20 protein-coding genes are annotated in these 24709 nt (G+C 36.0%); all 20 read right to left on the bottom strand.

What is annotated here, in order from left to right:
• Window positions 1–49: 49 nt before the first annotated feature.
• Window positions 50–1012 (bottom strand): 16S rRNA (cytosine(1402)-N(4))-methyltransferase RsmH, encoded by a 963-nt coding sequence (rsmH, locus tag CC92_RS0103295; protein ID WP_029504495.1) that lies wholly within the window; start codon window positions 1010–1012, stop codon window positions 50–52.
• A gap of 83 nt (window positions 1013–1095) precedes the next feature.
• Window positions 1096–1521, bottom strand: a complete 426-nt coding sequence (mraZ, locus tag CC92_RS0103300; RefSeq protein WP_029504494.1) for a division/cell wall cluster transcriptional repressor MraZ — start codon at window positions 1519–1521, stop codon at window positions 1096–1098.
• Between the two features lie 415 nt (window positions 1522–1936).
• Entirely contained in the window at window positions 1937–2854 is a 918-nt protein-coding gene (gene lgt, locus CC92_RS0103305; RefSeq protein WP_029504493.1) for a prolipoprotein diacylglyceryl transferase, read from the bottom strand.
• Window positions 2855–2872: 18 nt separating this feature from the next.
• Entirely contained in the window at window positions 2873–3970 is a 1098-nt protein-coding gene (ychF, locus tag CC92_RS0103310) for a redox-regulated ATPase YchF (RefSeq protein ID WP_029504492.1), read from the bottom strand.
• A gap of 123 nt (window positions 3971–4093) precedes the next feature.
• Entirely contained in the window at window positions 4094–4744 is a 651-nt protein-coding gene (locus CC92_RS0103315) for a thiamine diphosphokinase (protein WP_029504491.1), read from the bottom strand.
• Between the two features lie 74 nt (window positions 4745–4818).
• Complete coding sequence (gene rpe / locus CC92_RS0103320; protein WP_029504490.1) at window positions 4819–5493, bottom strand: ribulose-phosphate 3-epimerase; 675 nt, start codon at window positions 5491–5493, stop codon at window positions 4819–4821.
• Between the two features lie 138 nt (window positions 5494–5631).
• Window positions 5632–6510 carry a ribosome small subunit-dependent GTPase A gene (gene rsgA / locus CC92_RS0103325; protein WP_029504489.1) on the bottom strand — a complete coding sequence of 293 codons (879 nt, stop codon included), beginning with the start codon at window positions 6508–6510 and terminating at the stop codon, window positions 5632–5634.
• 130 nt (window positions 6511–6640) lie between these two features.
• Window positions 6641–8797 (bottom strand): Stk1 family PASTA domain-containing Ser/Thr kinase, encoded by a 2157-nt coding sequence (gene pknB / locus CC92_RS0103330; protein ID WP_029504487.1) that lies wholly within the window; start codon window positions 8795–8797, stop codon window positions 6641–6643.
• Between the two features lie 119 nt (window positions 8798–8916).
• A complete protein-coding gene (locus CC92_RS0103335; protein WP_029504486.1) occupies window positions 8917–9642 on the bottom strand; it encodes a Stp1/IreP family PP2C-type Ser/Thr phosphatase in 726 nt (241 codons plus the stop codon).
• A gap of 1 nt (window position 9643) precedes the next feature.
• Window positions 9644–10714: a 23S rRNA (adenine(2503)-C(2))-methyltransferase RlmN gene (rlmN, locus tag CC92_RS0103340; RefSeq protein ID WP_029504485.1), complete on the bottom strand. Its 1071-nt coding sequence runs from the start codon at window positions 10712–10714 to the stop codon at window positions 9644–9646.
• Window positions 10715–10884: 170 nt separating this feature from the next.
• Complete coding sequence (gene rsmB / locus CC92_RS0103345; protein ID WP_029504484.1) at window positions 10885–12246, bottom strand: 16S rRNA (cytosine(967)-C(5))-methyltransferase RsmB; 1362 nt, start codon at window positions 12244–12246, stop codon at window positions 10885–10887.
• Window positions 12247–12259: 13 nt separating this feature from the next.
• A complete protein-coding gene (locus CC92_RS0103350; RefSeq protein ID WP_029504482.1) occupies window positions 12260–12985 on the bottom strand; it encodes a zinc metallopeptidase in 726 nt (241 codons plus the stop codon).
• Between the two features lie 223 nt (window positions 12986–13208).
• The gene (fmt, locus tag CC92_RS0103355; RefSeq protein ID WP_029504481.1) at window positions 13209–14168 is read right to left on the bottom strand and encodes a methionyl-tRNA formyltransferase; all 960 of its coding nucleotides are present in this window, start codon (window positions 14166–14168) and stop codon (window positions 13209–13211) included.
• Window positions 14169–14185: 17 nt separating this feature from the next.
• Window positions 14186–14674 carry a peptide deformylase gene (gene def / locus CC92_RS0103360; RefSeq protein ID WP_029504480.1) on the bottom strand — a complete coding sequence of 163 codons (489 nt, stop codon included), beginning with the start codon at window positions 14672–14674 and terminating at the stop codon, window positions 14186–14188.
• 17 nt (window positions 14675–14691) lie between these two features.
• Entirely contained in the window at window positions 14692–17028 is a 2337-nt protein-coding gene (gene priA / locus CC92_RS0103365) for a replication restart helicase PriA (RefSeq protein ID WP_029504479.1), read from the bottom strand.
• A 2-nt stretch (window positions 17029–17030) separates the two neighbouring features.
• Window positions 17031–18572, bottom strand: coding sequence for a UDP-N-acetylmuramoyl-tripeptide--D-alanyl-D-alanine ligase (locus tag CC92_RS0103370; RefSeq protein ID WP_029504477.1), 1542 nt, complete (start codon window positions 18570–18572; stop codon window positions 17031–17033).
• Between the two features lie 71 nt (window positions 18573–18643).
• Window positions 18644–20125 (bottom strand): UDP-N-acetylmuramoyl-L-alanyl-D-glutamate--2,6-diaminopimelate ligase, encoded by a 1482-nt coding sequence (locus CC92_RS0103375; RefSeq protein ID WP_029504476.1) that lies wholly within the window; start codon window positions 20123–20125, stop codon window positions 18644–18646.
• A gap of 326 nt (window positions 20126–20451) precedes the next feature.
• Entirely contained in the window at window positions 20452–21888 is a 1437-nt protein-coding gene (gene glgA / locus CC92_RS0103380) for a glycogen synthase GlgA (RefSeq protein ID WP_029504475.1), read from the bottom strand.
• A gap of 142 nt (window positions 21889–22030) precedes the next feature.
• On the bottom strand, window positions 22031–22831 hold the full coding sequence (gene spo0A / locus CC92_RS0103385; RefSeq protein ID WP_012200511.1) for a sporulation transcription factor Spo0A: 801 nt from the start codon (window positions 22829–22831) through the stop codon (window positions 22031–22033).
• A gap of 457 nt (window positions 22832–23288) precedes the next feature.
• Complete coding sequence (gene spoIVB, locus CC92_RS0103390) at window positions 23289–24626, bottom strand: SpoIVB peptidase (RefSeq protein ID WP_051650862.1); 1338 nt, start codon at window positions 24624–24626, stop codon at window positions 23289–23291.
• Window positions 24627–24709 lie beyond the last annotated feature (83 nt).

Below are 24709 nucleotides of genomic sequence, written 5' to 3' on the forward strand. Positions count from 1 at the left end.
GATTAATCATCTTCTTAGTCAAAGATTTCTCTCAACTTTCTTTCGCAACTTATCGATTCTGGTCATGTTTTTCAAATACCCTAAGCTTTGCGCTCTTTGATCGCTTGTTTCGTTCCAATTCCTGCTCGGTTGGTACTATCGGTTTCTTCGTAATATGAATCCCTTTGGTTTTTTTATTGCATACACAAACCGGAAAGTTTGGAGGGCAAACACAAGGATTTTCATTCTTACGAAATGCTGATTTCACAATTCTATCCTCTAGAGAATGAAATGTAATAATGCTCAATCTACCGTTCTCCTTAAGTAAATCAATCATATCATCTAAGGTATTCGTTAAAACCTCAAGTTCGTGGTTTAACTCAATTCGGATTGCCTGAAAGGTTTTTTTCGCTGGATGCCCAGTATTCATCCGAATCTTCATCGGTATTGCTGCTTTAATAGCTTCCGTCAATTCGTCAGTTGTCTCGATTGGCTTCTCACTTCTCATTCGAACAATATGCTTTGCAATATTTTTAGCAAACTTGTCTTCACCGTAATCTCGTATCATTCGGTATAGCTCTTGCTCGCTGTAATTATTCACAATATCTTTTGCGGTTAGTGAATTGCGGTTATCCATTCTCATATCAAGAGGTGCATTTTCTTTATATGAAAATCCACGCTCCGGAGTATCAAGTTGATAAGAAGAAACTCCGAGGTCGAGTAATATCCCATCCACCTTATCGATTTCTAGATCTTTAAGCACCTGCTTCATATTACAGTAGTTGCTTCTAACAATCGTAAGTTGGTCTGAGAATTCGGCCAGTCTCTTACCTGCTGCTGCAATCGCATCTTCATCTTGATCAATTCCAATATATCTTCCATTAGAGGAAAGACGCTTTAATACTTCATAAGCATGTCCACCACCGCCTAAGGTACCATCCACATAAATACCATCTGGTTTTATGTTTAAGCTATCTATGGTTTCTTGTAATAAGACGGAAATATGCTTAAATTCTTTTTCTTCTATACTCATATCTTTCTCCTAACCTCTTTAGAGGTTTACCTCTTTAGAGGTTTTACCGCTTAAGAGGTTTTACTTTTTTAAGGTTTACCATCCTAAAAGCTCAAGCCAAACTCGGACATATGATCTGCAATCTCATCCATATTGTCATAACTATTGCTTTCCCAACGTTCTTTACTCCAGATTTCGATTTTGCTTAATACACCTACAAATACGATATCTTTATCGAGTCCAGCATGCTGTCTTAAGTTGCTTGGTATTAATATTCTACCCTGCTTGTCCACTTCGCAATCAGCTGCACCTGCCATAAAATAACGTTGTAACTGTCTGGCTTCCTTATTTCCAGGAAGATTCTTCAGTTGTTCGACAAAATGTTGCCATTCTTCGCTTGGATACACAAATAAACATCCATCCAAACCTACGGTAACAACAAAATGTTCTCCGAGCGATTCCCTGAATTTGGAAGGAACGATGATTCTGCCCTTGGCATCAATTGTATGATTATACTCTCCCATGAACATGCTCATCACCTACCATTTTCACTCCACTTCGAACCACTTTGAACTACTTTTCACCACTTTCCACCACTTATGAATACATTCTACCCCACTTTTTAGAAAAAATCAAGCCTAAATTCGAAAAATAAAGTGGCGGAAACACCTTATTTTCCAGTGTTTCCGCCACTTCTTAAGTTATACTATATATTGACAATATTACTTCATTTTTATCTTTTATTACTATATCTAGCCTTAGAACTCGAACATGAGCTTACGTTTGTTTTAAGAAGTTCTAAACTTTTTCATATTTTATTAAAAAAATTTAACTTATGTGTGACTATTCAATAGGAAAAAAGTAAACTTCTTTTAACCTAATCTCACTTTGTACCATATCTATTTACAGATGCGATTCAAGCATAGGTAGACATAAACATTAGTTTTACGCTCTTCTTAAACGTAGCCTTCTTATTAAAAGGAACAATCCTGCTACTATAACCAATGCTCCGGAAAGAATCTGGGACACCGCAAGTGGGGAACCCCATAAGAATAACTGATCCGTACGTAACCCTTCAATCCAAAAACGTCCTAGCCCATACCCCATCAAATATATTGTTACAAGTTCTCCATCAAATTTCTTGTGCTTTGAATAAAATATAAGAAAGATTAACAAGCACAGGTTCCAAACTGATTCGTATAAAAATGTAGGATGAACCGAAATATATTCCACTCCAGCTATCCACTTTGTGTTTTCTCTAATTTCTATGATTCGATCTAACGCCTCAGGTTTATCTGCATATCGATCTGCTAAGCTTTGCAAAGACCGTGTATAATCGCCACCTACATGTTTTAAATTTAATTGCATAGAAAGCAATCCATCATAGTACTTACCAAACGCTTCACGATTAAAGAAATTTCCCCATCGCCCGATGATTTGACCAACCAACAGACCAAAAATACTCGTATCTGCTAATAATCCAAAGTTTATCTTTTTTATCTTACAGTACAAGATACCAGTTAAGGCACCTGCTATGACACCGCCATAAATCGCTAATCCACCACTGCGTATATCAAGAATACTCCAAAGATTGTCTTTATAATCAGACCAACTAAAGGCTACATAATAAAGCCTTGCCCCAATGACAGATATGATAATTGCATAAAGTGCAAAATCAAGGTAAGTTTCAGGGTTTTGTCCAGTCCTCTTTGCTTGCCACTGCGCAAGCAAAACGCCAAGAACCATACCAAGTGCAATTACAATCCCATAAAAAGCAATATCTATACCAAATATTTCAATTCCTGTTCCGAGGTTATGAAATTCTATTCCTAATTTTTGAAACAGTATGTCTGATTTTTGCAACGATCGTCACCACTTTCCTTATACATTGAAACGGAATAATACCACATCTCCATCCTGAACTACGTACTCCTTGCCTTCAGAACGGACTAATCCTTTCTCTTTCGCCGCATTATAACTGCCGCACTCTACTAAGTTATCATAGCTTACAATCTCTGCACGGATAAATCCTCGTTCAAAATCGGTATGAATTTTACCAGCTGCTTGAGGAGCCTTCATTCCTTTGGTTATAGTCCATGCTCTCGTTTCTTTTGGACCTGCAGTTAGATAGCTAATGAGTCCTAATATATGATAACTTGCACGAATTAGTTTCTCCAAACCAGACTCAGTTAATCCTAGTTCTTCTAAGAACATTTTCTTTTCATCATCATCAAGCTCTGCAATCTCTTGTTCAATCTGAGCACAGATAACAAAAACTTCGGAGTTTTCTTTCTTTGCAAATTCACGGACCTGCTCAACAAAAGGATTATTCTTTGCATCGTCTGCAAGTTCATCCTCTTTTACATTCGCTGCATAAATAACAGGTTTATAGGTTAATAAATTATAGGAAGACAGCATCTCTAATTCTTCCTCATCTTCGCATTCAAACCCTTTCGCTAGTTTTCCATCCTCAAGATATGCTTTTAACCTTGATAATAATTCTGCTTCTTTTGCTAATGCTTTATCATTTTTAGCGCCTTTTACTACCTTACTGATTCTTCTCTCTAAAATCTCTATATCTGAGAAGATTAATTCTAAATTAATCGTTTCGATATCACGTAACGGATCAACAGAACCATCTACATGAATAATATTACTATCTTCAAAGCAACGAACAACATGTACAATCGCATCAACTTCTCGAATATTTGATAAGAACTGATTACCAAGTCCCTCTCCTTTTGATGCACCTTTTACCAATCCTGCAATGTCTACAAACTCAATTGCTGCTGGTAAGATTTTTTCAGAATTATATAAATCGGATAAAACTTTAAGACGTTCATCTGGAACAGGAACGATACCTATGTTCGGGTCAATCGTACAGAATGGGTAATTTGCAGATTCTGCTCCTGCTTTTGTTAAAGAATTAAATAATGTACTTTTTCCTACGTTTGGTAAACCAACAATACCAAGCTTCATTTTATTACCTATACCTTTCATTCGTTTTTCTTGTGGACTTTATTCCATAATTCATATGAAACACTCATAATTTCTTAGTTGAAAATCTATCCTTATATACGTACTATATTAGATTTAACAATTTTAAGAATCTTTTGATTCAATCACAATAAGAATCCCATTATCAAATTGTATCTCCGCTTTTACTCCTATAATTTCATTGCTAATGCCAATGCTAGTTCCCTGAGTTAAGTGAAACTTATTAAGGGGGTACTTAAATCCACTAAGAGTTAACTCTGTAACTTCTTCCGTAAAAGGAAGGAGAGAAACATAGCAAGCTCTTACCTTTTTTGCAATAAGTGTAGTACTGTTCTTAATAAGGTATATTTTATTGTTTTTATCAATAAGATATGCTTTAATGCCTCGACATAATAACCTATATAACATGTGAAGGTTCGCAAGGGTATGGTCAAAACGGCCTCCGGTAGCTCCAAGAATAAAGATTTCCATGCATCCTTCTTCTACCGCTAAATCTACTGCAACCTCTGTATCGGTTGCATCTTTTTCTGGACATAAAGATACTATCTTAACCTTAGAATCTTTTTGGTACTCTTGTAGTAACTCCTTAGAAACTGTATCAAAATCGCCTACAATATGTGTCGGTGTTATTCCAAGTTCGTGAAGATAGGATAGTCCGTTATCAATTGCTATAATCATGTCAAAGGAATCTTCTTCTAAAGTTTTCATCGCAACTTCAGGAAAAAAATCTCCCCCCGCAATGATGAGAGCTTTCATATTTACTTACCTCCACTCTTTTCTGGTACTATATCCTCTTTATTATGATAGCTTATACAATTTAATTTATATCATTACTTCTCATTTTCCCTATGGTTAGATTCAAAAATATTTAGAAATCCTTCCACATTCTTTTCTATATCGCCACGGAAAACGGAAGTTCCGGCTACCAATACATTCGCACCAGCCTCCATAATTTCCAACACATTTTCTAAGGTTACTCCACCATCAACCTGGATGTCAATAGTTAATCCATAATCTTTTGTCATCTTCTTTAAGTCTCTTAATTTTTGTAGTGTTGATGGGATAAATTTTTGGCCACCAAAACCTGGGTTTACCGACATGATTAAAACCATATCAAGTTCCGGTAAGATATAATCAAGTACTGATAATGGTGTACTTGGATTTAACGCTACACCTACCTTTTTACCAAGTTCTTTCACCGCGGTAACGGTACGGTGGAGGTGTTTGCAGCTCTCAGCATGTACCGTAATAATATCAGCACCAGCTTTCGCAAAATCTTCGATATAACGAATTGGTTCGTCAATCATCAAGTGTACATCAAATACCATGGAAGATTTATCACGGAGAGAAGCTATCACCGGCATACCAAATGAAATGCTAGGAACAAAACATCCATCCATAACATCCAAATGCAAATAGGTTGCTCCTGCCTCTTCAGCTTTTCTAATATTCTCGCCTAAAGCACTAAAATCTGCTGCTAAAATTGAGGGCGATAAATGATACATATTTTTTCCTCTTTTCTATTCCTGCTTGTGTATTTATGCGTGTACTATTCTACGCATCCCAAGTTTATGTTAAGCGTACTTGTACACTTTGTAGCGCAGATAATTATTTTCTTTCTTTTTATTACCACACCTGGCATCTTAATATTTTTTCTGATTTTTTATTTCTTCGTATAATAATTTATAATTTACATATCTGCTTTCGCTTATCTTTCCTTCTTCTAGTGCTTCTTTTACTGCACAGTCCGGTTCATTGATATGCGCACAGCCTTGGAAACGACATTGTCCTAAATAATGATCAAACTCTGGGTAAAAGCCCTGTAAGTCTTCTTTCTCAATTTCTTTTAGATAAAGTGAACTAAATCCTGGGGTATCTAATAGATAGGTATGTTCTTCCATATAGATTAGCTCAGAATGTCTCGTCGTATGCTTTCCACGTTTTATTTTTTCTGATATCTGCCCTGTTTGCATAGACACTTTCGTCTGAAGTCGATTCGTCAAGGAAGATTTCCCGACACCAGAAGGACCCGCAAGTGCTGTTGTTTTCCCTTTAAGCACTGCCTTAACCTCTTCCATTCCTTCTCCTTCTAAAGCATTCGTGAAAAGTATTTGATATCCTGTATTACGATAAACTTCTTCTACACTTTTTCTTTCCTCGTCGTCTGCCTTGTCCATTTTGTTAAAACAGATGATGGTCTCAATCCCTTGTTGTTCCATCATGACCAAAAAACGGTCAAGCAAGTTATAATTTGGCGCCGGATCTGACACTGCAAATATAATCATAGCCTGATCAATATTTGCAACAGCCGGACGAATCAACTCACTTTTCCGTTCTAAGATGTCAACAATATTTCCTGTTTTTGAATCTTTTTTAAGAATCTCAACCTCAACATCGTCGCCAACGAGAGGCTTTATTTTCCGGTTTCTAAAAATACCTTTTGCCTTACATTCGTATTCTCCGAATCCTTCAATATAAACATAGTAAAAACCTGCAATCCCTCGGATTATTTTACCAATCATTCATTTTTTCCTCATTCCAGCGCGGGTTCCCGCGCATCTTAAGTTTGTGCCTGATTACACAGGCACAAACTTATTTATTCACGGCAAGGAAAAGTTCGCGAAGCGTACTTTTTCTTGTTGAAAAATAATTCTAGTTTTTCTTCACCGGGCTTAGATATACACTCCAGGAAGAATTGCTATATAGTACATCATTAATATACATTCTTACGATACCATTGCCTTCTCTGATACCTTCGACTTTAATATTTGAAAACTCTCCTGGAAAATCATCATAGGACAAGTCTTTCTCAAATATTGGCATTGATTCTCCATCTTGCTCAAGTTCAAGATATACATTTCCTGCTTCACCTTCTGCAAATGGATTTTCCGTAATATTAACTTCTCCAACGTAGCTATATTCATCAGGAACCACTACCTCTGGAGTTGGTGAAGGCGTACTTTCAGGGCCAGTACTAATTGATATATCAATCTTTGTGCCTGGAGCAACTAATTCTCCCGCTGTCATATTCTGGAAGCATACTGCTCCTTTTGGATATTCAGAACTTGAAATATAAGAAGTTGCACCTTTTTCAAGTCCTGCTGCTAAAAGATCTTGTTTTGCTTGATCTTCTGTCTTACCAAGTAGATTAGGAACTTTCTTTAAAGCACTTACATCTGGTCCAGTACTTACAACTAAAGTAACCGTAGAACCTTTCTTTAATACGACAGGATTTTTTGGATCCGTTGTTCTTTCAGGAATTGTACGAATTACCATGTCAACACCTAGCTCGCTACTTGCTTCATCTTGACGAACTACAATTAATCCTAGGTCTTCTAGCTGTTTTTTCGCTTGTTCGTAATTACGGTTATAAACATCTGGTAACTCTATTGGTTTCGCACCTGCACTGATTGTTAAGATAATTGTTGAATTTGATGGAATCTCAGTATCAGCAGGATAATTTTGCTTCATAACCAAGCCTTCTTCATATTCATCCGAGTATTCTTTTTCATCCGCTAACTTAATTGTAAAGGAAGGTGAGGCAAGCTCAAGACTACTGATCGCTGTTTCTCTATCAAGGCCAAGTACTTTTGGAACCTTTACAAGTTCAGAGGTTGGCTCTTCGGTTGGTTCTGGTGAAACAGTCACTGTAATCGATGGTGCTGGTGTAATATCCGCTGGATTTTTGTCTTTTCCACCATCAAATAAACCAAAGAATCTCGCTACAATAAATAGTACTGTAAAGCCAACTAAAACTGCTGCTGCAATCATTGATATAATAAGTACTTTCTCCATCTTAGAATCAACGGAATCTAATTCCTCTTCTTCTTCCTTCGAAAGTTTTTTAGTATTCTTATCCTTTGCATTGTTATCAATAAATGTTACTGGTGTTTTGGCAGCACTTTTAATATGATTCATCTCATCATCCGATAAACTGATGGTTGGTGAATCACTGACTGCACCATTATTAATAATAACATAATCTCCATCTTTATTAATGATAGAGCGTTTTAAATCACTGATTAATTCCGAAGCAGATAAATATCTTCTCTCCGGTTTCTTTTGCATACATTTTTGTACAATTTTCTCGACACTTACTGGTACGTCCGGATTCAATTCACGAAGAGGGGTGGCCTCTCCTTGAATATGAAGAAGTGCAACAGAAACCGTATTATCTCCTGCAAACGGAACTTCACCACATAACATCTCATACATTGTTACGCCAAGAGAGTAGATATCGCTCTTTTCGTCGCTGTATCCGCCTCTCGCCTGTTCCGGTGATAAATAATGTACGGACCCGATAGCATTTTGAGTAACAGTATTGGTTGATGCTGCCTTTGCTATTCCAAAATCAGTCACCTTTACTTTACCATCTCTAGAGATAATGATATTCTGCGGTTTAATATCCCTATGAATAATATGATTATCATGAGCAGCTTCCATACCTTGCGCTATCTGAATCGCAATTCCAACCGCTTCTTTAATTTCTAACTTTCCTTTACGTTCAATAAATTTCTTTAACGTAATTCCTTCCACAAGCTCCATAACGATATAGTATAATCCATCGTCATCACCAACATCATAGACATTTACTATGTTCGGATGGGATAAGCCCGCTACAGATTGTGCTTCTCCACGGAATTTCGTTACAAAATTCTTATCGCTTGAATATTCCGGTTTCAATATTTTAATTGCTACATATCGATTTAACCGATGACATTTTGCCTTGTAAACATCCGCCATTCCTCCAGAACCAACTCTGTCTACAATTTCATATCTGTCACTGATAAACATTCCAGGTTTAATCATTTTATATACCTTTTACCTTTCCGGCTACACAAAAATGTCTGTTGTAACAAACAAGCTTATGTAAAAATGCCTCTCTTCTCTCCTTATTACTACATCCCTCAATGCATTTTCCTATGTGCTTAATCAAGACGAATCAAAACGATTGCTATATTATCTTTACCGCCATTTTCATTCGCTTTCTTTACTAGCTCTTTCCCCGATGCTTCTAAATCATCCTCATGATTTCTAATAATAGTAAGAATTTCTTCATCCTCTAACATATTAGACAAACCATCAGAACAAAGAAGAATAATATCCCTAGATTTTACACTAACTTCAAAATAGTCTGGTACGACAGAAAGACTTGCTCCCACCGCTCTTGTAATTACATTTTTCTTTGGATGGAATCTAGCTTCACTGCGTTTAATCTCTCCGGTCTTCACCATTTCTTCAACCAAGGAATGGTCTTCTGTAATCTGCTTCATAGTATCGTTAATCAAGTATAACCTGCTGTCTCCAATGTTTGCTACATACATTAATTGATCCATGATTGTTGCGAGAACTAACGTTGTTCCCATTCCTTCTAAACCAGTTTGCTCTCTTGCCTGCTTTAATAGCATCTCATTGGTTTTTGCGACTGCGGTATCTAACATACCAATCACAGTCTTTTCTTCATTTTCCCCTATGAGTTTTACCATTTCTTCCACACAATAACGAGAAGCAAAGTCACCGGCGTTATGTCCACCCATACCATCGGCTACAATAAACAGGTTTGGAAGTGCTCCAACCGAACACTCATTACAATAGACATAATCTTGGTTGATCTCTCTTTTTTGACCAACGTCTGTAATAGAATATGTGTTCATTCTATTGTTCCACCTCCTGTACCATTGTTTTATCCGTATAACTCTTTCTAAGTTGCCCACAAGCCGCATTAATATCTGAGCCCATTTCTCTTCTAATAGTAACATTAATTCTGTTTTTTTCAAGTATATTTTTGAAATTTTGTATGTTATTACCCGTAGAACGCTTATAATCTCGTTCTTTGATTGGGTTTACAGGAATTAAATTTACATGACAGTTTTTCCCTTTTAGAAGTCTACTAAGTTCTTTTGCACAGGCAGCTGTATCATTTACTCCATCCACTAGACTGTACTCATAACTAATTCTTCGTCCAGTTTTTTCGTAATAATAATCACATGCATTTAGAACATCTTGCAACTTGTAACTGTTTGCTACAGGCATTATTTTTACTCTTTCTTCATCATTAGGAGCATGTAAGGATAATGCTAAGGTGATAGATAATCCTTCCTCCGCTAGTGCTCTCATCTTTGGTACTAAGCCACAAGTGGAAACTGTTATATTTCTCTGTGATATATTTAATCCATCAAGAGAGGATATCATACGAACAAACTTAACAAAGTTATCGTAGTTATCCATTGGTTCTCCAGTTCCCATAATTACAATATTACTTACTCTTTCGCCAGAAAGCCGTTGTAACTGGTATACTTCATCAAGCATCTCTGAGGTTCTTAAGTTTCTAGTAAGTCCTCCAAGAGTTGATGCACAAAAACGGCATCCCATACGGCAACCTACCTGAGAGGAAATGCATACCGAATTGCCGTGATGATATTTCATAAGGACACATTCAACAACATTCCCATCTGGTAACCGAAATAAAAACTTCACAGTTCCATCAATTTTCGATTCATAGCGTTCTAATTCAGTAACACAGACAAGTTCGTATTCAGAGGCAAGCTTTGTTCTTAACTCTTTTGATAAATTTGTCATCTCATCAAAACTTCTTGCCAATTTAACATGGAGCCACTCATAAATCTGTTTTGCCCTGAATTCTTTTTCGCCAATGGTCTTTAAACTTGCCTTTAATTCTTCTAATGTAAGTGCTTTGATGTCTATTTTTTCAGTATTACTTTGCATTTTTACCCCATTCCTACGCATTTCTTTGCGCATCGTCTAAAAGAAATATCATGCCCGCTTAGTAGTAGGCCGGAAGTTTGTACCGAGGACGACTCAGACACAAACTTCAGTGTGAAGTTTTAGAATTTCTTAGGCGGCGTCTTTTGGCGTCTTAGAAATTCTCTTCACACTTAAACCTTTCTAAATCTTGAGATAAAGAAACCATCCACTCCAGATTCTCCCGGTAATAGTTGTAGATAGCCTAGCTTTGATGTTTCGCACTGTAATCGTTCAGGTAAATAAGTATCAATGGATTCTAGCTGCAATTTTAATGTCTCCGATATAAAACGTACATTCTCTTCGTTTTCTTCAGGATTTATTGTACAAGTGCTATAGATCAGAACTCCCCCTGGCTTTAGGTAAGAGACGATCACTGTAAGAATCTCTCTTTGTAACTTTGCTAACTCCGACATAGTTTCTCTTGTCATATTATATTTGATGTCTGGCTTCTTACCAATAACTCCAAGTCCCGAGCAAGGAAGGTCAGCTAAAATCACATCCGCTTTTTCTATCACAGATTCATCCAATGTTAACGCATCAAAAACTTTCACAGATACATTCTGATAACCAATACGTTCCAAGTTTTGTTCGATTAAGGAAACTTTTTTCTCGGTTTTATCTCTTGCATCTACGTGACCAGTTTGATTTTCTCCACCTGCCATAAGAAGAAGCTCCGCTGCATGTAATGTCTTACCACCAGGTGCAGCACATACATCAATAATATAATCTCCTGCTTTAATGCCGGCTATCGTTCCAACCATCATAGAACTTTCATCCTGAACTTGAAAATATCCTTTTTGGAAACTTTCAAGTGTTGTTAGTGAATTATAGGAAGAAATTCTCTTTGCATTTTTAAGGTAAGCTCCCTCTGTAACTACTATTCCTTCCTTTTCTAAACAATTCGTCAAATCATTTATGGAAATTTTACTTTCATTGATACGTATTGATGTATCATTGGGTTTTAAAAAAGCTTGTAACATATCTTCCACTTGTTCTCTGTTATAGCTTTTTAGCCAAAATTCTACCAGCTCAGTAGGCATTGAGTATTGATAGGAAAGCTTTTCAATTTCATTCATCCTACTAATGTCAAACCCATTTGTCTTTTGAAATTCCCTACTAAGATTTCTTAATATCCCATTCACAAAACCAGACAGTCCACTTAACCCACGTTTTTTTACTAGCTTTACTGCCTCGTCGCAAGCTGCACTATCTGGAATCTGTTCCATAAATTCTATTTGGTAAGCTGCAATTCTTAGAATATTTCGAATTACAGGCTTCATCTTTTTTACCTTAATCTTTGAAAATCGCTCCAAATCATAATCTAACTTTAATTTTTGCTCTAAAACCCCAAGGCAGAGCCTTGATATAAAGGCTCTGTCTTGTTTACTCAAGTCTTTGTAATTTTTTAATGTTTCATTGATTACAACGTGACTTGGAAGCTTATCCTCATTAATTTTAAGGCACATCGTAAGTACAATATCTCTAGCGTTCATAGTTCTCCGTTCATTAATCTCTATTTCGATTCCCATAAAGCAGAACCAAACGAAGTAGCTGCAATATAGAAGCTGCGGCACTGGCAACATAGGTAAGTGCTGCGGCACCTAAAACTTTCTTTGTATCTCTGATTTCATCACCATATAAGATTCCTGTATCTGATAATACCGCAACTGCTCTTCTTGAGGCATTAAACTCTACCGGTAAGGTGACTAACTGAAATAAAACAGCCAGAGAAAACATCAAGATACCGATTGTAATTAAGGTCTGTGAACCACCAATCAGGATTCCTATCAGGATTAATGGCCACGATAACATTGCACCGAAGTTTGCAACAGGTACAATTGCAGCTCTAAGTCTAAGTGGAACGTACCCCTTCTGATCTTGAATTGCATGACCACATTCATGCGCTGCAACGCCAATCGCTGCAACTGAAGAATTATCATATACGGATTCGGATAGACGAAGCACCTTATTTCTTGAGTCATAGTGATCTGTTAGACTTCCACTCACTCTTTGTATCTGTACATCATAAATACCAGAAGAACGTAATATTCGTTCTGCAGCAGTTGCTCCAGTCATACCTGACATACTTCTAACCCTGCTGTATTTTGAAAATGTAGATTTCACTTTCATGGATGCTACTATACTAAGGATTGCTCCAACAATAATCATCCAATAATAAGGATCAAAATAAAATCCGTAAAACGGTGATCCAAAATATAAAAAATTTAACATTTATGATACCTCCTAACTTTCTCCCAATCATACCATGAATTCGTGTCTATTTTTTTAACACTTCATTAATTTTTCATTAAAGATAAAAAATATGTTCTTAATCCCTTTGGCATAGGAAGAAATGAGTTATGATAAATAGGTGTTATGTGATACCGAATTAAATAACTTTCAATCCAAGTTCATGCAATTAGGGTGTTCCTTTTATTATAAATTTATGTTTAATTTAATTTTCAAGTACTCCAAAAATCTCTCCCGTCTTTACTGGATATCCACGTAAAAATTCACCGGTCAGCATTCTTTTCTTTCCTTCCAATTGAAGTTCATTAATTTTTAACAGCGCATCCCCAGTTTTAACAAAGATTGCTTCCTTGGTTACTTTCACTATGCTACCAAACTCTGCTTCATTGATTGCCTCTATTGTCTCAGGGCTATGATAAACCTCAGCACACCATAATTTTAATGTTTTTCCCTTATAATAAGTATAAGCGCTTGGCCATGGATTTAGTCCACGAATCATTCTCTCGATGGAAGCTGCATCCTTAGAAAAATCAATTCTTCCCATGTCTTTGCTAAGCATTTTTATATGAGTAGATTGGGAATCATCCTGTTTGGTGTAAGTGGCTGTCCCTTTCTTTATCATTTCGATTGCTTCTAATAAAGCTTCTCCGCCGATTTCTGCCAATTTATCATGTAAACTACCACCTGTCTCATCTTTTGCAATATCGATTTCTCTTTTTAAAATCATGTCACCAGTATCACAACCGACATCCATCTTCATAATAGTAACACCAGTTTTCTTTTCACCGTTTAAGATAACCCATTGAATTGGTGCGCTACCTCGATATTTTGGTAATAAAGATGCATGTACATTAATACAACCATACGGTGGAAGATCCAAAATATCCTTTGATAATATCTGCCCAAATGCTGCAACTAAGATAATATCTGGAGCCAAAGCTTTCAGTTGTTCCACAAATTCAGGTTCTTTCACACGTCTTGGTTGGTATACAGGAATTTGATGTTTTAAGGCAACTTCCTTTACTGGTGGAGATGCCATCTCTTTTCCTCTTCCTTTTGGTTTATCTGGTTGTGTTACTACTCCTATAATTTCGATATCTGAAGAAAGCAGTGTTTCTAAAATTGTTGCTGCTATCTCTGGTGTCCCCATATAGACCGCTTTCATTCTCATCCCTCCAATTCTTATTCCTCTTCTTCATCATAGCCAGTCACTTCATGCAATTCCCCATTGACCTTTTCCACATATAAAATACCATCTAAATGATCAATTTCGTGACAGAACGCTCTAGCTAGTAAACCTTCCCCTTCCATTTCAAAAGGTTTCATATGACGGTCATAAGCTTTTACTTTCACATAATTTGGGCGAGTTACTATACCTGCTTTCCCAGGTAAACTAAGGCAACCTTCGTCTCCCGTTTGCTCGCCGTCTGTTGCAATAATCTCTGGATTAATTAATATTATTGGTTCATTTCCTTCCGGTGATACATCAATCACAACCAATCGTTTTAATATACCAACCTGTGGAGCTGCTAACCCAACGCCTTGTGCTTCATACATCGTATCAAGCATATCATCAATTAACATATCAATTTTTGGTGTAACTTCCTCAATAACCTTTGAAGTTTTGTTTAAAATACTATCTCCCATTATTCTAATATTTCTTTTTGCCATACTCTTTCTTCCTTTCGTTAATAGCTGTTCATTGGATCAAAATCAAATTGCACATTACATTTTATGAAATACTCTGATACAAAGATGTACTGCTCTAAAAAGTCTTTAACACCAACAAGATACTCATATTGTTCTTCTTTTAGGTATAAAACTCTTCGATAAATATCATTCATTTTTGCAATTCCAGCAGGTGCAGGACCTATCACACTGATATTAGGCTTCTTTTTTTCATGCTCTTCCAATATTTCAAGTGCTTCTTTCTCCGTTTTCCCTTGCATCGCCTCTTGCTCATTGCGTTTTTCTAGTAGATCAAGTTCCTCTTGCGATTTTGCCCACTCCTTCACTGCCCCAGCCAATAGATTTGCCGCCAGTATCACAGCTTCCTCTTCTTTTGACTGAATTAAAATGGCCATAATGTGTGCAGCAGGAGGATATTTCATTAAACGTCTGTAGTGCATCTCTTGCTCGAAAAAACCAACATAATCTTCTGTTGCTGCAGTGGTTACTGCATAATGCTCTGGTTGATATGTTTGTATTACTACCTCTCCTGATAACTCTCCACGTCCTGCACGTCCCGCAGCTTGTGCTAATAATTGAAATGTACGCTCTGCTGCCCGATAATCATTTGCATATAGTGATAAATCTGCAGCTAAAATCCCTACGAGAGTCACTCCAGCAAAATCATGCCCTTTTACAATCATCTGAGTTCCAATTAGGATATCTGCCTCACCATTTGCAAAAGAACTTAAGATTTCTTCATAACTTAGTTTGTTCTTTGTCGTATCTGCATCCATCCTAAGAACTCTAGCCATCGGAAATTCCTTTAACACCATTGACTCAACCTTCTGAGTTCCTGTTCCAAAGGCTGCGATATACTTAGAACCACAGACCGGACAAAGAGTTGGAGTTGGAATTTCATACCCGCAATAATGACATTTTAACACACCAGTACTATGTGCCGTCAAGGAAATATCACAATGAGGGCATTTCATTGCAGTACCGCAACTTCGACATGACACAAAACCTGCGTATCCCCTGCGGTTTAAAAACAACATAATCTGCTCTTTTTTTCTTAAACGATCTTCAATTAAACTTCGTAACAAATCACTAAAGATAGATTTATTTTTCTTTTTTAACTCTTCTTTTAAATCAACAATGGTTACCTGTGGAACTTTCGCTTCTTTTGCTCGTTTCGTTAAACGAAATAGCCCATATTCCCCATCCATTGCTTTTTTATATGCTTCCAAAGATGGTGTGGCAGACCCAAGAATAATGGATGCATTACTTAGCTCTCCTCTTTTTATAGCAACCTCTCTGGCATGATATTTCGGTGGCATCTCACTCTTATAACTTGTTTCATGTTCTTCATCTATAATAATTAACCCAAGGTTTCGAAACGGTGTGAATAATGCAGACCTTGGACCTATCATAATATCGATATCACCATTCTTTGCACGTTCGATTTGATCGTATCGTTCGCCGGCAGACATCTTCGAGTTTAGAATAGAAATGCGATTACCAAACCTTTTATAAAATCGTACTACTGTCTGGTATGTTAGCGCAATTTCCGGAATTAACATAATAACCTGTCTACCGGATTGTATGACATGATCAATAATCTCCATATATACTTCTGTCTTACCGCTACCTGTAATACCATGAATTAAGTAAGTTTTACGAACTCCTTCTTCATAGTCCCTAATAACTTTGGAAACAATTTCTCTTTGTTCTTCATTTAAAGTGACTCTATAGCTATCCACAGTTTTTGATGCTATTGGGTTACGGTACTTTGTTTCCGATTCAATTTGTATAATTCCACTTTCCTTTAAGGAATTGATTGTCGTTCTTGAGATATTTAACTTATTGACGATAACCTCAAATTCAATTTCATCGGTTTTCATAAGTGCTAATAATAATCTTGCTTTTGCTTTATGCTTTTTCTTTTCTGCTTCAATATAAGCATCTTGCAACTTTTCTTTTGTTACGGCTGATGATACGATTCTCTTCTCAATCTGCTTTACACTTTTTTTGACTGGAATTACCGTCTTTAGGGCATCGTTCATCGTACCACCATATTGCTCCTTCACGAATGCAGCAAGGGCTATCATCTGTCCCTCGATTGGTAGCCCTTTTTCTTTGATTCCTAGTATTGGTTTTATTCTCTCCGGAGCAATCTTAGGCACGTCAGATAAACCTACAATAAATCCACTTATGCTACGATTTCCATTCCCAAACGGTATCGTTACAGGCACGCCAATAACAGCATCCGCATAAAGAGCTGGCGGTATGCTGTATTGGTAGGTTTTATCTAGATTTTCCACTGATATGTCCACTATTATATCTGCATATTGCATTCCTATCGAATTTCATCCTTTCCCATGTACATTAACTCATCTTTTAGTCTCTTCACAATTAAATCAAGCTTCATTCCACGAGAACCTTTTAAAAGTATGGCATCCCCTTTTACAAAATGCGATTTTAAATATTGAAAAACTTCATCTCTATCCATGAAACTCTTTGTAATGATGCCTTCTCCATTATCACATACTCCATCTAGGATATACTTTGCTTCCTCACCAATTGTTAACACCTCATCAATCAATGCTGATTCTTTTCCAGAAGCTTTTGCTAACTGGCATTGCTTTGCTAGATATTCACCAACCTCATAATGACACTTTCTAGAATGCTCGCCAAGTTCTAAAATATCCGCAAACACGATGAATTTCTTATGTTCTTTGGGAATATCCATAATAACATGGATTGCTCCCTTCATAGAGTCAGGGCTCGCATTGTAAGTATCATCAATTACTGTAAAGCCATTGACTTTTTCTATCTCACCTCGCATTGCGATCGGCTTATACTCTCTTAATCCTTCTTTCGCATCCATAGGATCCACTCCTAATTGTATTGCAAAGAAAAGAGCAGCGAGAGCGTTTAATATATTATGCTTACCAAGTACTGATAATGTAATATTATCTACAAGTTCTTCTTTGCTACCTTCTTTATAATGGAAGGTAAACGTCGTACTCTCACCATCTGTTTTTATATTATCTGCGTAAATAGTACAATTTGGATTGGTTCCAAAGGTATAAATAGAAGCTCTATTTAAACTAATCCGTGTCATTTCTGATAAACTAACATTAGCAATGCTTTGTGTCTTTTCTTTGACAGTGCTGTTCGTTTTAGAATATTCATCGTAGAGTTCCAATAATAATGGATCATCTCCATTTAATAAGAGAATAGAATCCTCGGTAAAATAATTTACCATATTTAATTTTTCTTTTCGAATATTCTCTTGTGTCTTTAACTGTCCAATATGGGATACCCCGATATTGGTAACAACCGCCATATTAGGTTTTGCTACTTTAGCGATGCGTTCCATCTCTCCAAATTCACTCATCCCCATCTCGATTATCCCAACTTCATGAGAATCCTCAAGCATCAACATCATCTGTGGTAATCCGACCTGACTATTCATATTACCAATTGTTTTTAATACATTACATCTAGTACTTAAAGCTGCTGCTATCATTTCCTTTGTTGTTGTTTTACCAACACTTCCGGTTATCCCAATGATTGGTATCTTGCTATGATCTCGGTGATATTCTCCAAGACGTTGTAATGCATCTACGGTATGGTTCACTCTGATGTAAACCATATCTTCGGTTCCCTCTGCTATTGCATCTTTACTTGTTAGTGTCACTCTGATTCCTTGCTGATAAGCATCCGAAATGAAATCATGGGCGTCTACCCTTTCACCGACAATAGGTACAAAGAGGGTATCCATATCTCCTTCTTTTGAGTTTGTGCTTATTTTATGAATCGTTCTGTCTTTATTTCCGTTTATTATAGTGCCACCAGTGATTGTAGCAATTTCGCTTACATGAAACGTTGCCATATGAAAACCTCTATTCTGTCGCTTTCGCGTTTATTTATAACGATACAAACTTTGTGGACGAATACAAAGCGTTAGAGAGCATTTCTTTGTTCTAATGTCATCTCATCAATGATATCTTTTATCAATTCTCTATCATCCATATGATACTTCACACCACGTATTTCTTGATAATTTTCATGACCTTTACCAGCAATCAAAATAATGTCTCCTTCTCTTGCTGTTAAAATACTGTGACGTATTGCTTCTTTACGATCTAGTATCGCAGTATATTCCCCTTTTCCACGCTTTACTCCAACTACAATATCATTTAAGATATCCTGTGGTTCTTCAAATCTTGGATTATCTGAAGTAACTATCGTGTAATCCGCTAAATTTGAAGATATCTCACCCATCTCGAAACGGCGGTCTTTCGAACGATTCCCCCCGCAGCCAAACAAGCATACCAAACGTTTCGGCTCATACTCTCTTAGGGTAGATAATACACTTTGAAGACTCATCGCATTATGGGCATAGTCAATCATCATGGTAAATTTCTTAGAAACCTCCACTGGCTCAACTCTGCCTTTTACCTTTACTTTAGTTAATACTTCCTTGATACGTTCTGTACTAATATTAAAATGTCTACATATTGCAATTGCTGTTAGAGAGTTGTAAACAGTAAATTTTCCTGGTATATTAACCTGAACTGAGAAATTACATAGTCCACTCACCTTATATAATACCATTAAATTGCCAAGTTTGGAATGTAAATCGATATCGATTGCTCTTAAATCTGCTTTTTCACTAAGTCCATAAGTCTCAAGCGAACAAGTATGACCGCTTAGCACCTGTTCCATATGTTTATCGTCTATATTAGCAATACCCACTCTACACTGCTTAAATAAAAGTCCTTTACATGCCATGTATTCCTCAAAATTTTGATGCTCTCCTGGACCAATATGATCAGGTTCCATGTTTGTAAATACACCAAAGTCAAAGGTAAATCCGCTCACACGATGAAGCATTAACCCTTGGGAAGAAACCTCCATAACAACACAAGTACACCCGGCCTCCACCATTTGTGCAAAATACTGTTGAACTAAATAAGATTCTGGAGTTGTATTATTCGCTGGAATCACAGTATCTCCAATAATCGTCTCAATGGTACCTATCAAACCTGTTTTAATTCCAGCCTCACTTAAGATAGCATGCACCATATAGGTCGAGGTTGTCTTTCCCTTGGTTCCAGTAATACCTATCGTCTTTAGCTTTTCTGCTGGATAATCAAAATACGCTGCAGATAAAATTGCAAGTGCTTCTCTTGTATTAGCTACTAATAATAATGTAACACCCTCTGGTACTGATACATCTTTTTCAGCCACGATAACGCTAGCACCCTTTTCAATGACTTCTTCTACATAGGAATGTCCATCACTTACTACTCCAGCAATACATACAAAAATAGAATCTTTTTCTACTTTTCTAGAATCATAACATAAAGTACTGATTTCTTTCTCAAGAGTTCCGTTTTTACATTGGTAAGTTAATCGCTCTAATAACTTGGTTAACTTCATAGTAATATCCTCATTTCTTTTCTATTCAAATTTTTAAACCCAACTTTACTAACAATCTATTCCTATCTTATCTATATTTATCATAAATTTCTATGGTATTTTCTGCTTGAATTCATTCAATATCTGTTATAATTTTTTTGTTTTGTTTTTTGCTTTGTTTTTTGCTTTGTTTTTTGCTTTGTTTTTTGCTTTGTTTTTTGCTTTGTTTTTTATTTTATATTCTAATTAAACTATTGGTATAGTATTTATCTTGTATGATTATAGTATGAGATATTTTACACGAGAAATTCCCACGGTTCTATTCAAACCGTGGGATCTAATGTTATTTATAGTAATTCGTATAATTCTTCATATTTTCTCGCAGAAGTACTCCACGAAAAATCTTTAGCCATACCTCTATCAATAATTTTATTCCATTCTCGTTTTTTATTATGAAATATTTCTTTAGCATACCGGATGGTATCTAACATCTCATGAGCATTGTAGTTTTTAAAACTAAATCCTGTTCCAGTACTTTCGTATTGGTTATATGGTTCTACAGTATCTACAAGACCACCGGTTTCTCTCACAATTGGAACTGTACCATATCTTAAACTCATTAGCTGACTTAAACCACAAGGTTCAAATAGTGATGGCATCAAGAATGCATCACATGCAGCATAAATTTTATGGGAGCGTTCATTCGAATAAAAGATATTTGCAGAAACTCGATTGCTATACTTCCAAGCAAAATGGCGAAATAGATTTTCATATCTTTCTTCACCAGTTCCAAGGACAATAAGCTCAGTATCCTCTGCACATAATTCTTCCATCACGCATTCAATCAAATCCAATCCTTTTTGATCTGTTAAGCGTGAAACTATTCCAATCATAAAAACTTTGTCATCCACCGCAAGACCTAATTCCTGCTGAAGTGCACGCTTATTTTTTATCTTTTCTTTTCTAAAGTTTTTCGCATTATATGGATAGGTGATAAGAGCATCCGAGTCTGGATTATACTCCTCATAATCAATGCCATTTACGATGCCACGTAGGGAATTAGAACGAGCGCGCATTAGTCCATCCAATCCTTCCCCATAAAAAGACATAGTAATCTCTTTCGCATAAGTATTGCTAACCGTTGTCACATAATCAGCATATACAATGCCACCTTTTAAATAATTTGCATCACCATATGCTTCCAATTTGTCAGGTGTAAAATAGTACCCAGATAGCGCTGTTATATCTTGTACCGTCTTTTTATCCCAAACACCTTGGAACCTTAGATTGTGTATTGTCATTATCGTTTTTATGCCACGATAAAATTCATTTTCTTGAAAGCTATCATGTAAAAATACTGGAATTAACCCTGTCTGCCAATCATGGCAATGTATGATATCTGGTCTAAAGTCAAGAGCCGGAAGACAGGATAATGTTGCTTTACTAAAAAAAGCGAACTTTTCAATATCTTCGTAAATGTTACCATATGGTTTACTTCCTGTAAAATAAAATTCATTGTCAATAAAATAAAACCATATTCCCTCATACTGATATTCTAATACTCCGACATATTGTGTTCTCCAATTTAAGTTCATGTAAAAATGCGTACGATATTGCATTTTATCCTTCCACTGTCTTGGTATTGACATATAATTTGGGAGAATAACACGAACATCGAAGTTTTCTTGATCTATGTATTTTGGTAAAGAACCTACCACATCAGCTAGACCACCCGTTTTTATGAATGGAACGCCTTCCGATGCAACGAATAAAATCTTTTTCATACGTTATGCCTCCGTAATTTTATTATTGCAATTCCCTTCTATCATTGCTTACATTCGATTTTATTTTATAATCTTCTTGTATGCAATTACCGATAAAAATAATTATACAATACAATGCAATAATAGAAAAGAGGCAAAATCATCACATTCTCAGCTTATACTCTAAACGGATTTTATCCGCAATTAAAGCTACAAACTCTGAATTTGTTGGTTTACCTTTTCCGTTACTAACGGTATAACCAAACAAATCATCTATGGTATCCATCTTACCTCTACTCCAAGCAACCTCAATCGCATGACGGATTGCTCTTTCAACTCTGCTTGGCGTTGTCTTATGACGCTTTGCGATGGATGGGTATAGCTGTTTTGTTATGGAGTTTAACATTTCAGTATCATCAACCGACATCATAATCGCATCTCTTAGATACTGATACCCTTTGATATGTGCAGGTACACCGATTTCATGAATGATATTGGTAACATCTGACTCCAAATTTTTCTCTTTATAAGCTGCAGGATTATCAAATGTATTTAATTTGTGGTTATCCACTAATTTAATATGATAATCTGCTTTTAATTGCTTAATTCTACTTAATACAGTGTTATTATCGAACGGTTTCAAAATATAATAACTAGCACCTAATTCAAAAGCATTTTCAGTAACACGCTCTTGACCGATTGCTGTAATGACAATAAAGGATGGTGCTTTTTTAAATTCAGAACTTTTTTTGATCTTTTCCATCACTCCCAGCCCGTCTAACTTTGGCATGATTAAGTCCAATAAGACAACATCTGGATTTTTATCTTTGATTACTTCTAATGCTTCGAGACCATTTTCTGCTCTTCCAATAACTTCGACATCATTATCATTCTTTAGTACTTCTTCTAACAAATTTAACATTCTGATGTTGTCGTCAACGATTACCACACTTATTTTCCCCATTACGAGTCCTCCTAAATTTCTTTTCCTTCCGATATCATACGAAGATTAAAGATAGTTATTATGAAAGGGGCCCAATTCCTTTCAAGCATAAGTTTTTTCTTACCTATTATGACACCATCTACCTTACATAATATGCGCGCTATATCAGTAAAGTTGTCTTGTATGATTTATAACTGTCACTATTAACACGAAAAACAATTTGTTTACAATAATCTTCGGCAAGATTACTATGTTAAATTCTAAATCTAGAATAGAAGAATGCAAATTGTAATAATTTGTTAACAGCTACAGGAAAATTATACCCATATTTTCCCAAATTTTCAATTCTATTTTAACGCATTATTCGACAGAAAGTCAATCCACTTTTTAACATTTTTAATTTATTTTATTATTTTCCACTAAAAAAGTTTCTATAATAAAGCAATCGACTTTCTGTTTTATGAGTATAGAAACAGCTTTATTGTTGGATTATCTCGAGCATATTTTCTATGAATGTGCCATATCCCATCGAAGCATCACGAATAAAAACATGGGTTACTGCTCCTACTAATTTCCCATTTTGAATAATAGGACTACCACTCATCCCTTGAACAATTCCCCCGGTTAATTCCTTCAAACGCTCATCTGTTATTTTAATTACCAAACCTTTACTATGAGACTTATTTCCAAAATCAATACTTTCAATGGATATCTTGTATTCTTTTATTTGACCTTCCACATTACAAAGTATAGTAGCATCACCAGTTTTAATTTCCTGCTTTAACGCAATTGGTATGGGATTATTATAAACATTATTCGAAACGCGTTTATAAATATCAGATGTATTTACAATTTGTCCAAAGATACCTTGTGGAGTATTTTTTGTAATGGTACCAATACGATTTAAAGAGTTTTCATGGATAACTCCACTTAATTCACCTGGTTGTCCTGACTTACCTTTAATGATATTTACAACTTCTGCATCATATACTCCACCTGTTTTTACTGACATTAAAAGTCCGGTATCCACGTCTGTAATCCCATGTCCAAGCGCTCCATAATCACCTGTGGTAGTAACAAAAGTTAATGTTCCAATTCCTTGAGTATCGTCTCGAATCCATGTCCCTATTTTAAATTCTCCTGTTGCTGTTGCTACTGGTTGTACTTTTAGAGTTACATATTGTGTGTCTCTTTTGACTTTTAATGAAACTGGCTGACCATTACATGCTTGAATAATTTGTATCAATTCTTCTTTACTGGCTAATCTTTGATTGTTCGCTTCCATGATGTAATCACCTGTTTTTAGTATATTAAGCGCAGGCTCATAATTCATACCATCTTTAGACATTACCTCTGCTGTTCCAAGGACTAGAATTCCATCCGTCTCTAACGTGATACCTATTGTTCCCCCACAGGGAATGACTTCTATAGTGTCAATGACATCAAGCGATATATTTTTAATAGACAGCCATCCAAATAACTTAAGATTTACTTTATAAGAGCCCGTTTTATTTGCTTGTAGCAGAAATGGCTTATTAAGATCTATGTGAATCTGACCCGCAGGTACATTCGATTTTGTTATTTGTGAAACAGTTACATCATTGCTTTCTATTTCTGCTTGTATTGGAACTTTAAGATTAAAACTCTGCGACTTATCAACTAAGATTCTAATCTTATCGGGTATTGCTTTGTTTAATATATAATAGGAAAATAAGAAGATACCTATGATATCAAGTATTAAAAAAACCACTAAAAATCTTCGGTACCCTCTTTTTCTCGGATCGGCATTTATTTCCCCAGTGTGTGATTTATGCATACTAATCTCCTGCCTTTCTCATAACATATGCACTTCATGACATAACATAAAACTTTTTGATTTCATGTCATATCATAAGAACC

The sequence above is a fragment of the Lachnoclostridium phytofermentans genome, from assembly GCF_000733755.1.
GTDB classification, from domain to species: Bacteria; Bacillota; Clostridia; order Lachnospirales; family Lachnospiraceae; genus Lachnoclostridium; species Lachnoclostridium phytofermentans_A.

What these genes read in the sequence shown, in the direction of transcription:
- CC92_RS0103375 (WP_029504476.1), bottom strand. Translation starts at nt 20,125, where the DNA reads ATGAAGTTAACCAAGTTATTAGAGCGATTAACTTACCAATGTAAAAAC.
- rsgA (WP_029504489.1), bottom strand. Translation starts at nt 6,510, where the DNA reads ATGATTGGTAAAATAATCCGAGGGATTGCAGGTTTTTACTATGTTTAT.
- CC92_RS0103315 (WP_029504491.1), bottom strand. Translation starts at nt 4,744, where the DNA reads ATGAAAGCTCTCATCATTGCGGGGGGAGATTTTTTTCCTGAAGTTGCG.
- rsmH (WP_029504495.1), bottom strand. Translation starts at nt 1,012, where the DNA reads ATGAGTATAGAAGAAAAAGAATTTAAGCATATTTCCGTCTTATTACAA.
- spoIVB (WP_051650862.1), bottom strand. Translation starts at nt 24,626, where the DNA reads ATGCATAAATCACACACTGGGGAAATAAATGCCGATCCGAGAAAAAGA.
- spo0A (WP_012200511.1), bottom strand. Translation starts at nt 22,831, where the DNA reads ATGGGGAAAATAAGTGTGGTAATCGTTGACGACAACATCAGAATGTTA.
- pknB (WP_029504487.1), bottom strand. Translation starts at nt 8,797, where the DNA reads ATGATTAAACCTGGAATGTTTATCAGTGACAGATATGAAATTGTAGAC.
- def (WP_029504480.1), bottom strand. Translation starts at nt 14,674, where the DNA reads ATGGCAAAAAGAAATATTAGAATAATGGGAGATAGTATTTTAAACAAA.
- CC92_RS0103335 (WP_029504486.1), bottom strand. Translation starts at nt 9,642, where the DNA reads ATGAACACATATTCTATTACAGACGTTGGTCAAAAAAGAGAGATCAAC.
- CC92_RS0103370 (WP_029504477.1), bottom strand. Translation starts at nt 18,572, where the DNA reads ATGGCAACGTTTCATGTAAGCGAAATTGCTACAATCACTGGTGGCACT.
- rsmB (WP_029504484.1), bottom strand. Translation starts at nt 12,246, where the DNA reads ATGAACGCTAGAGATATTGTACTTACGATGTGCCTTAAAATTAATGAG.
- glgA (WP_029504475.1), bottom strand. Translation starts at nt 21,888, where the DNA reads ATGAAAAAGATTTTATTCGTTGCATCGGAAGGCGTTCCATTCATAAAA.
- rlmN (WP_029504485.1), bottom strand. Translation starts at nt 10,714, where the DNA reads ATGCAAAGTAATACTGAAAAAATAGACATCAAAGCACTTACATTAGAA.
- mraZ (WP_029504494.1), bottom strand. Translation starts at nt 1,521, where the DNA reads ATGTTCATGGGAGAGTATAATCATACAATTGATGCCAAGGGCAGAATC.
- CC92_RS0103350 (WP_029504482.1), bottom strand. Translation starts at nt 12,985, where the DNA reads ATGTTAAATTTTTTATATTTTGGATCACCGTTTTACGGATTTTATTTT.
- ychF (WP_029504492.1), bottom strand. Translation starts at nt 3,970, where the DNA reads ATGAAGCTTGGTATTGTTGGTTTACCAAACGTAGGAAAAAGTACATTA.
- priA (WP_029504479.1), bottom strand. Translation starts at nt 17,028, where the DNA reads ATGCAATATGCAGATATAATAGTGGACATATCAGTGGAAAATCTAGAT.
- rpe (WP_029504490.1), bottom strand. Translation starts at nt 5,493, where the DNA reads ATGTATCATTTATCGCCCTCAATTTTAGCAGCAGATTTTAGTGCTTTA.
- fmt (WP_029504481.1), bottom strand. Translation starts at nt 14,168, where the DNA reads ATGAAAGCGGTCTATATGGGGACACCAGAGATAGCAGCAACAATTTTA.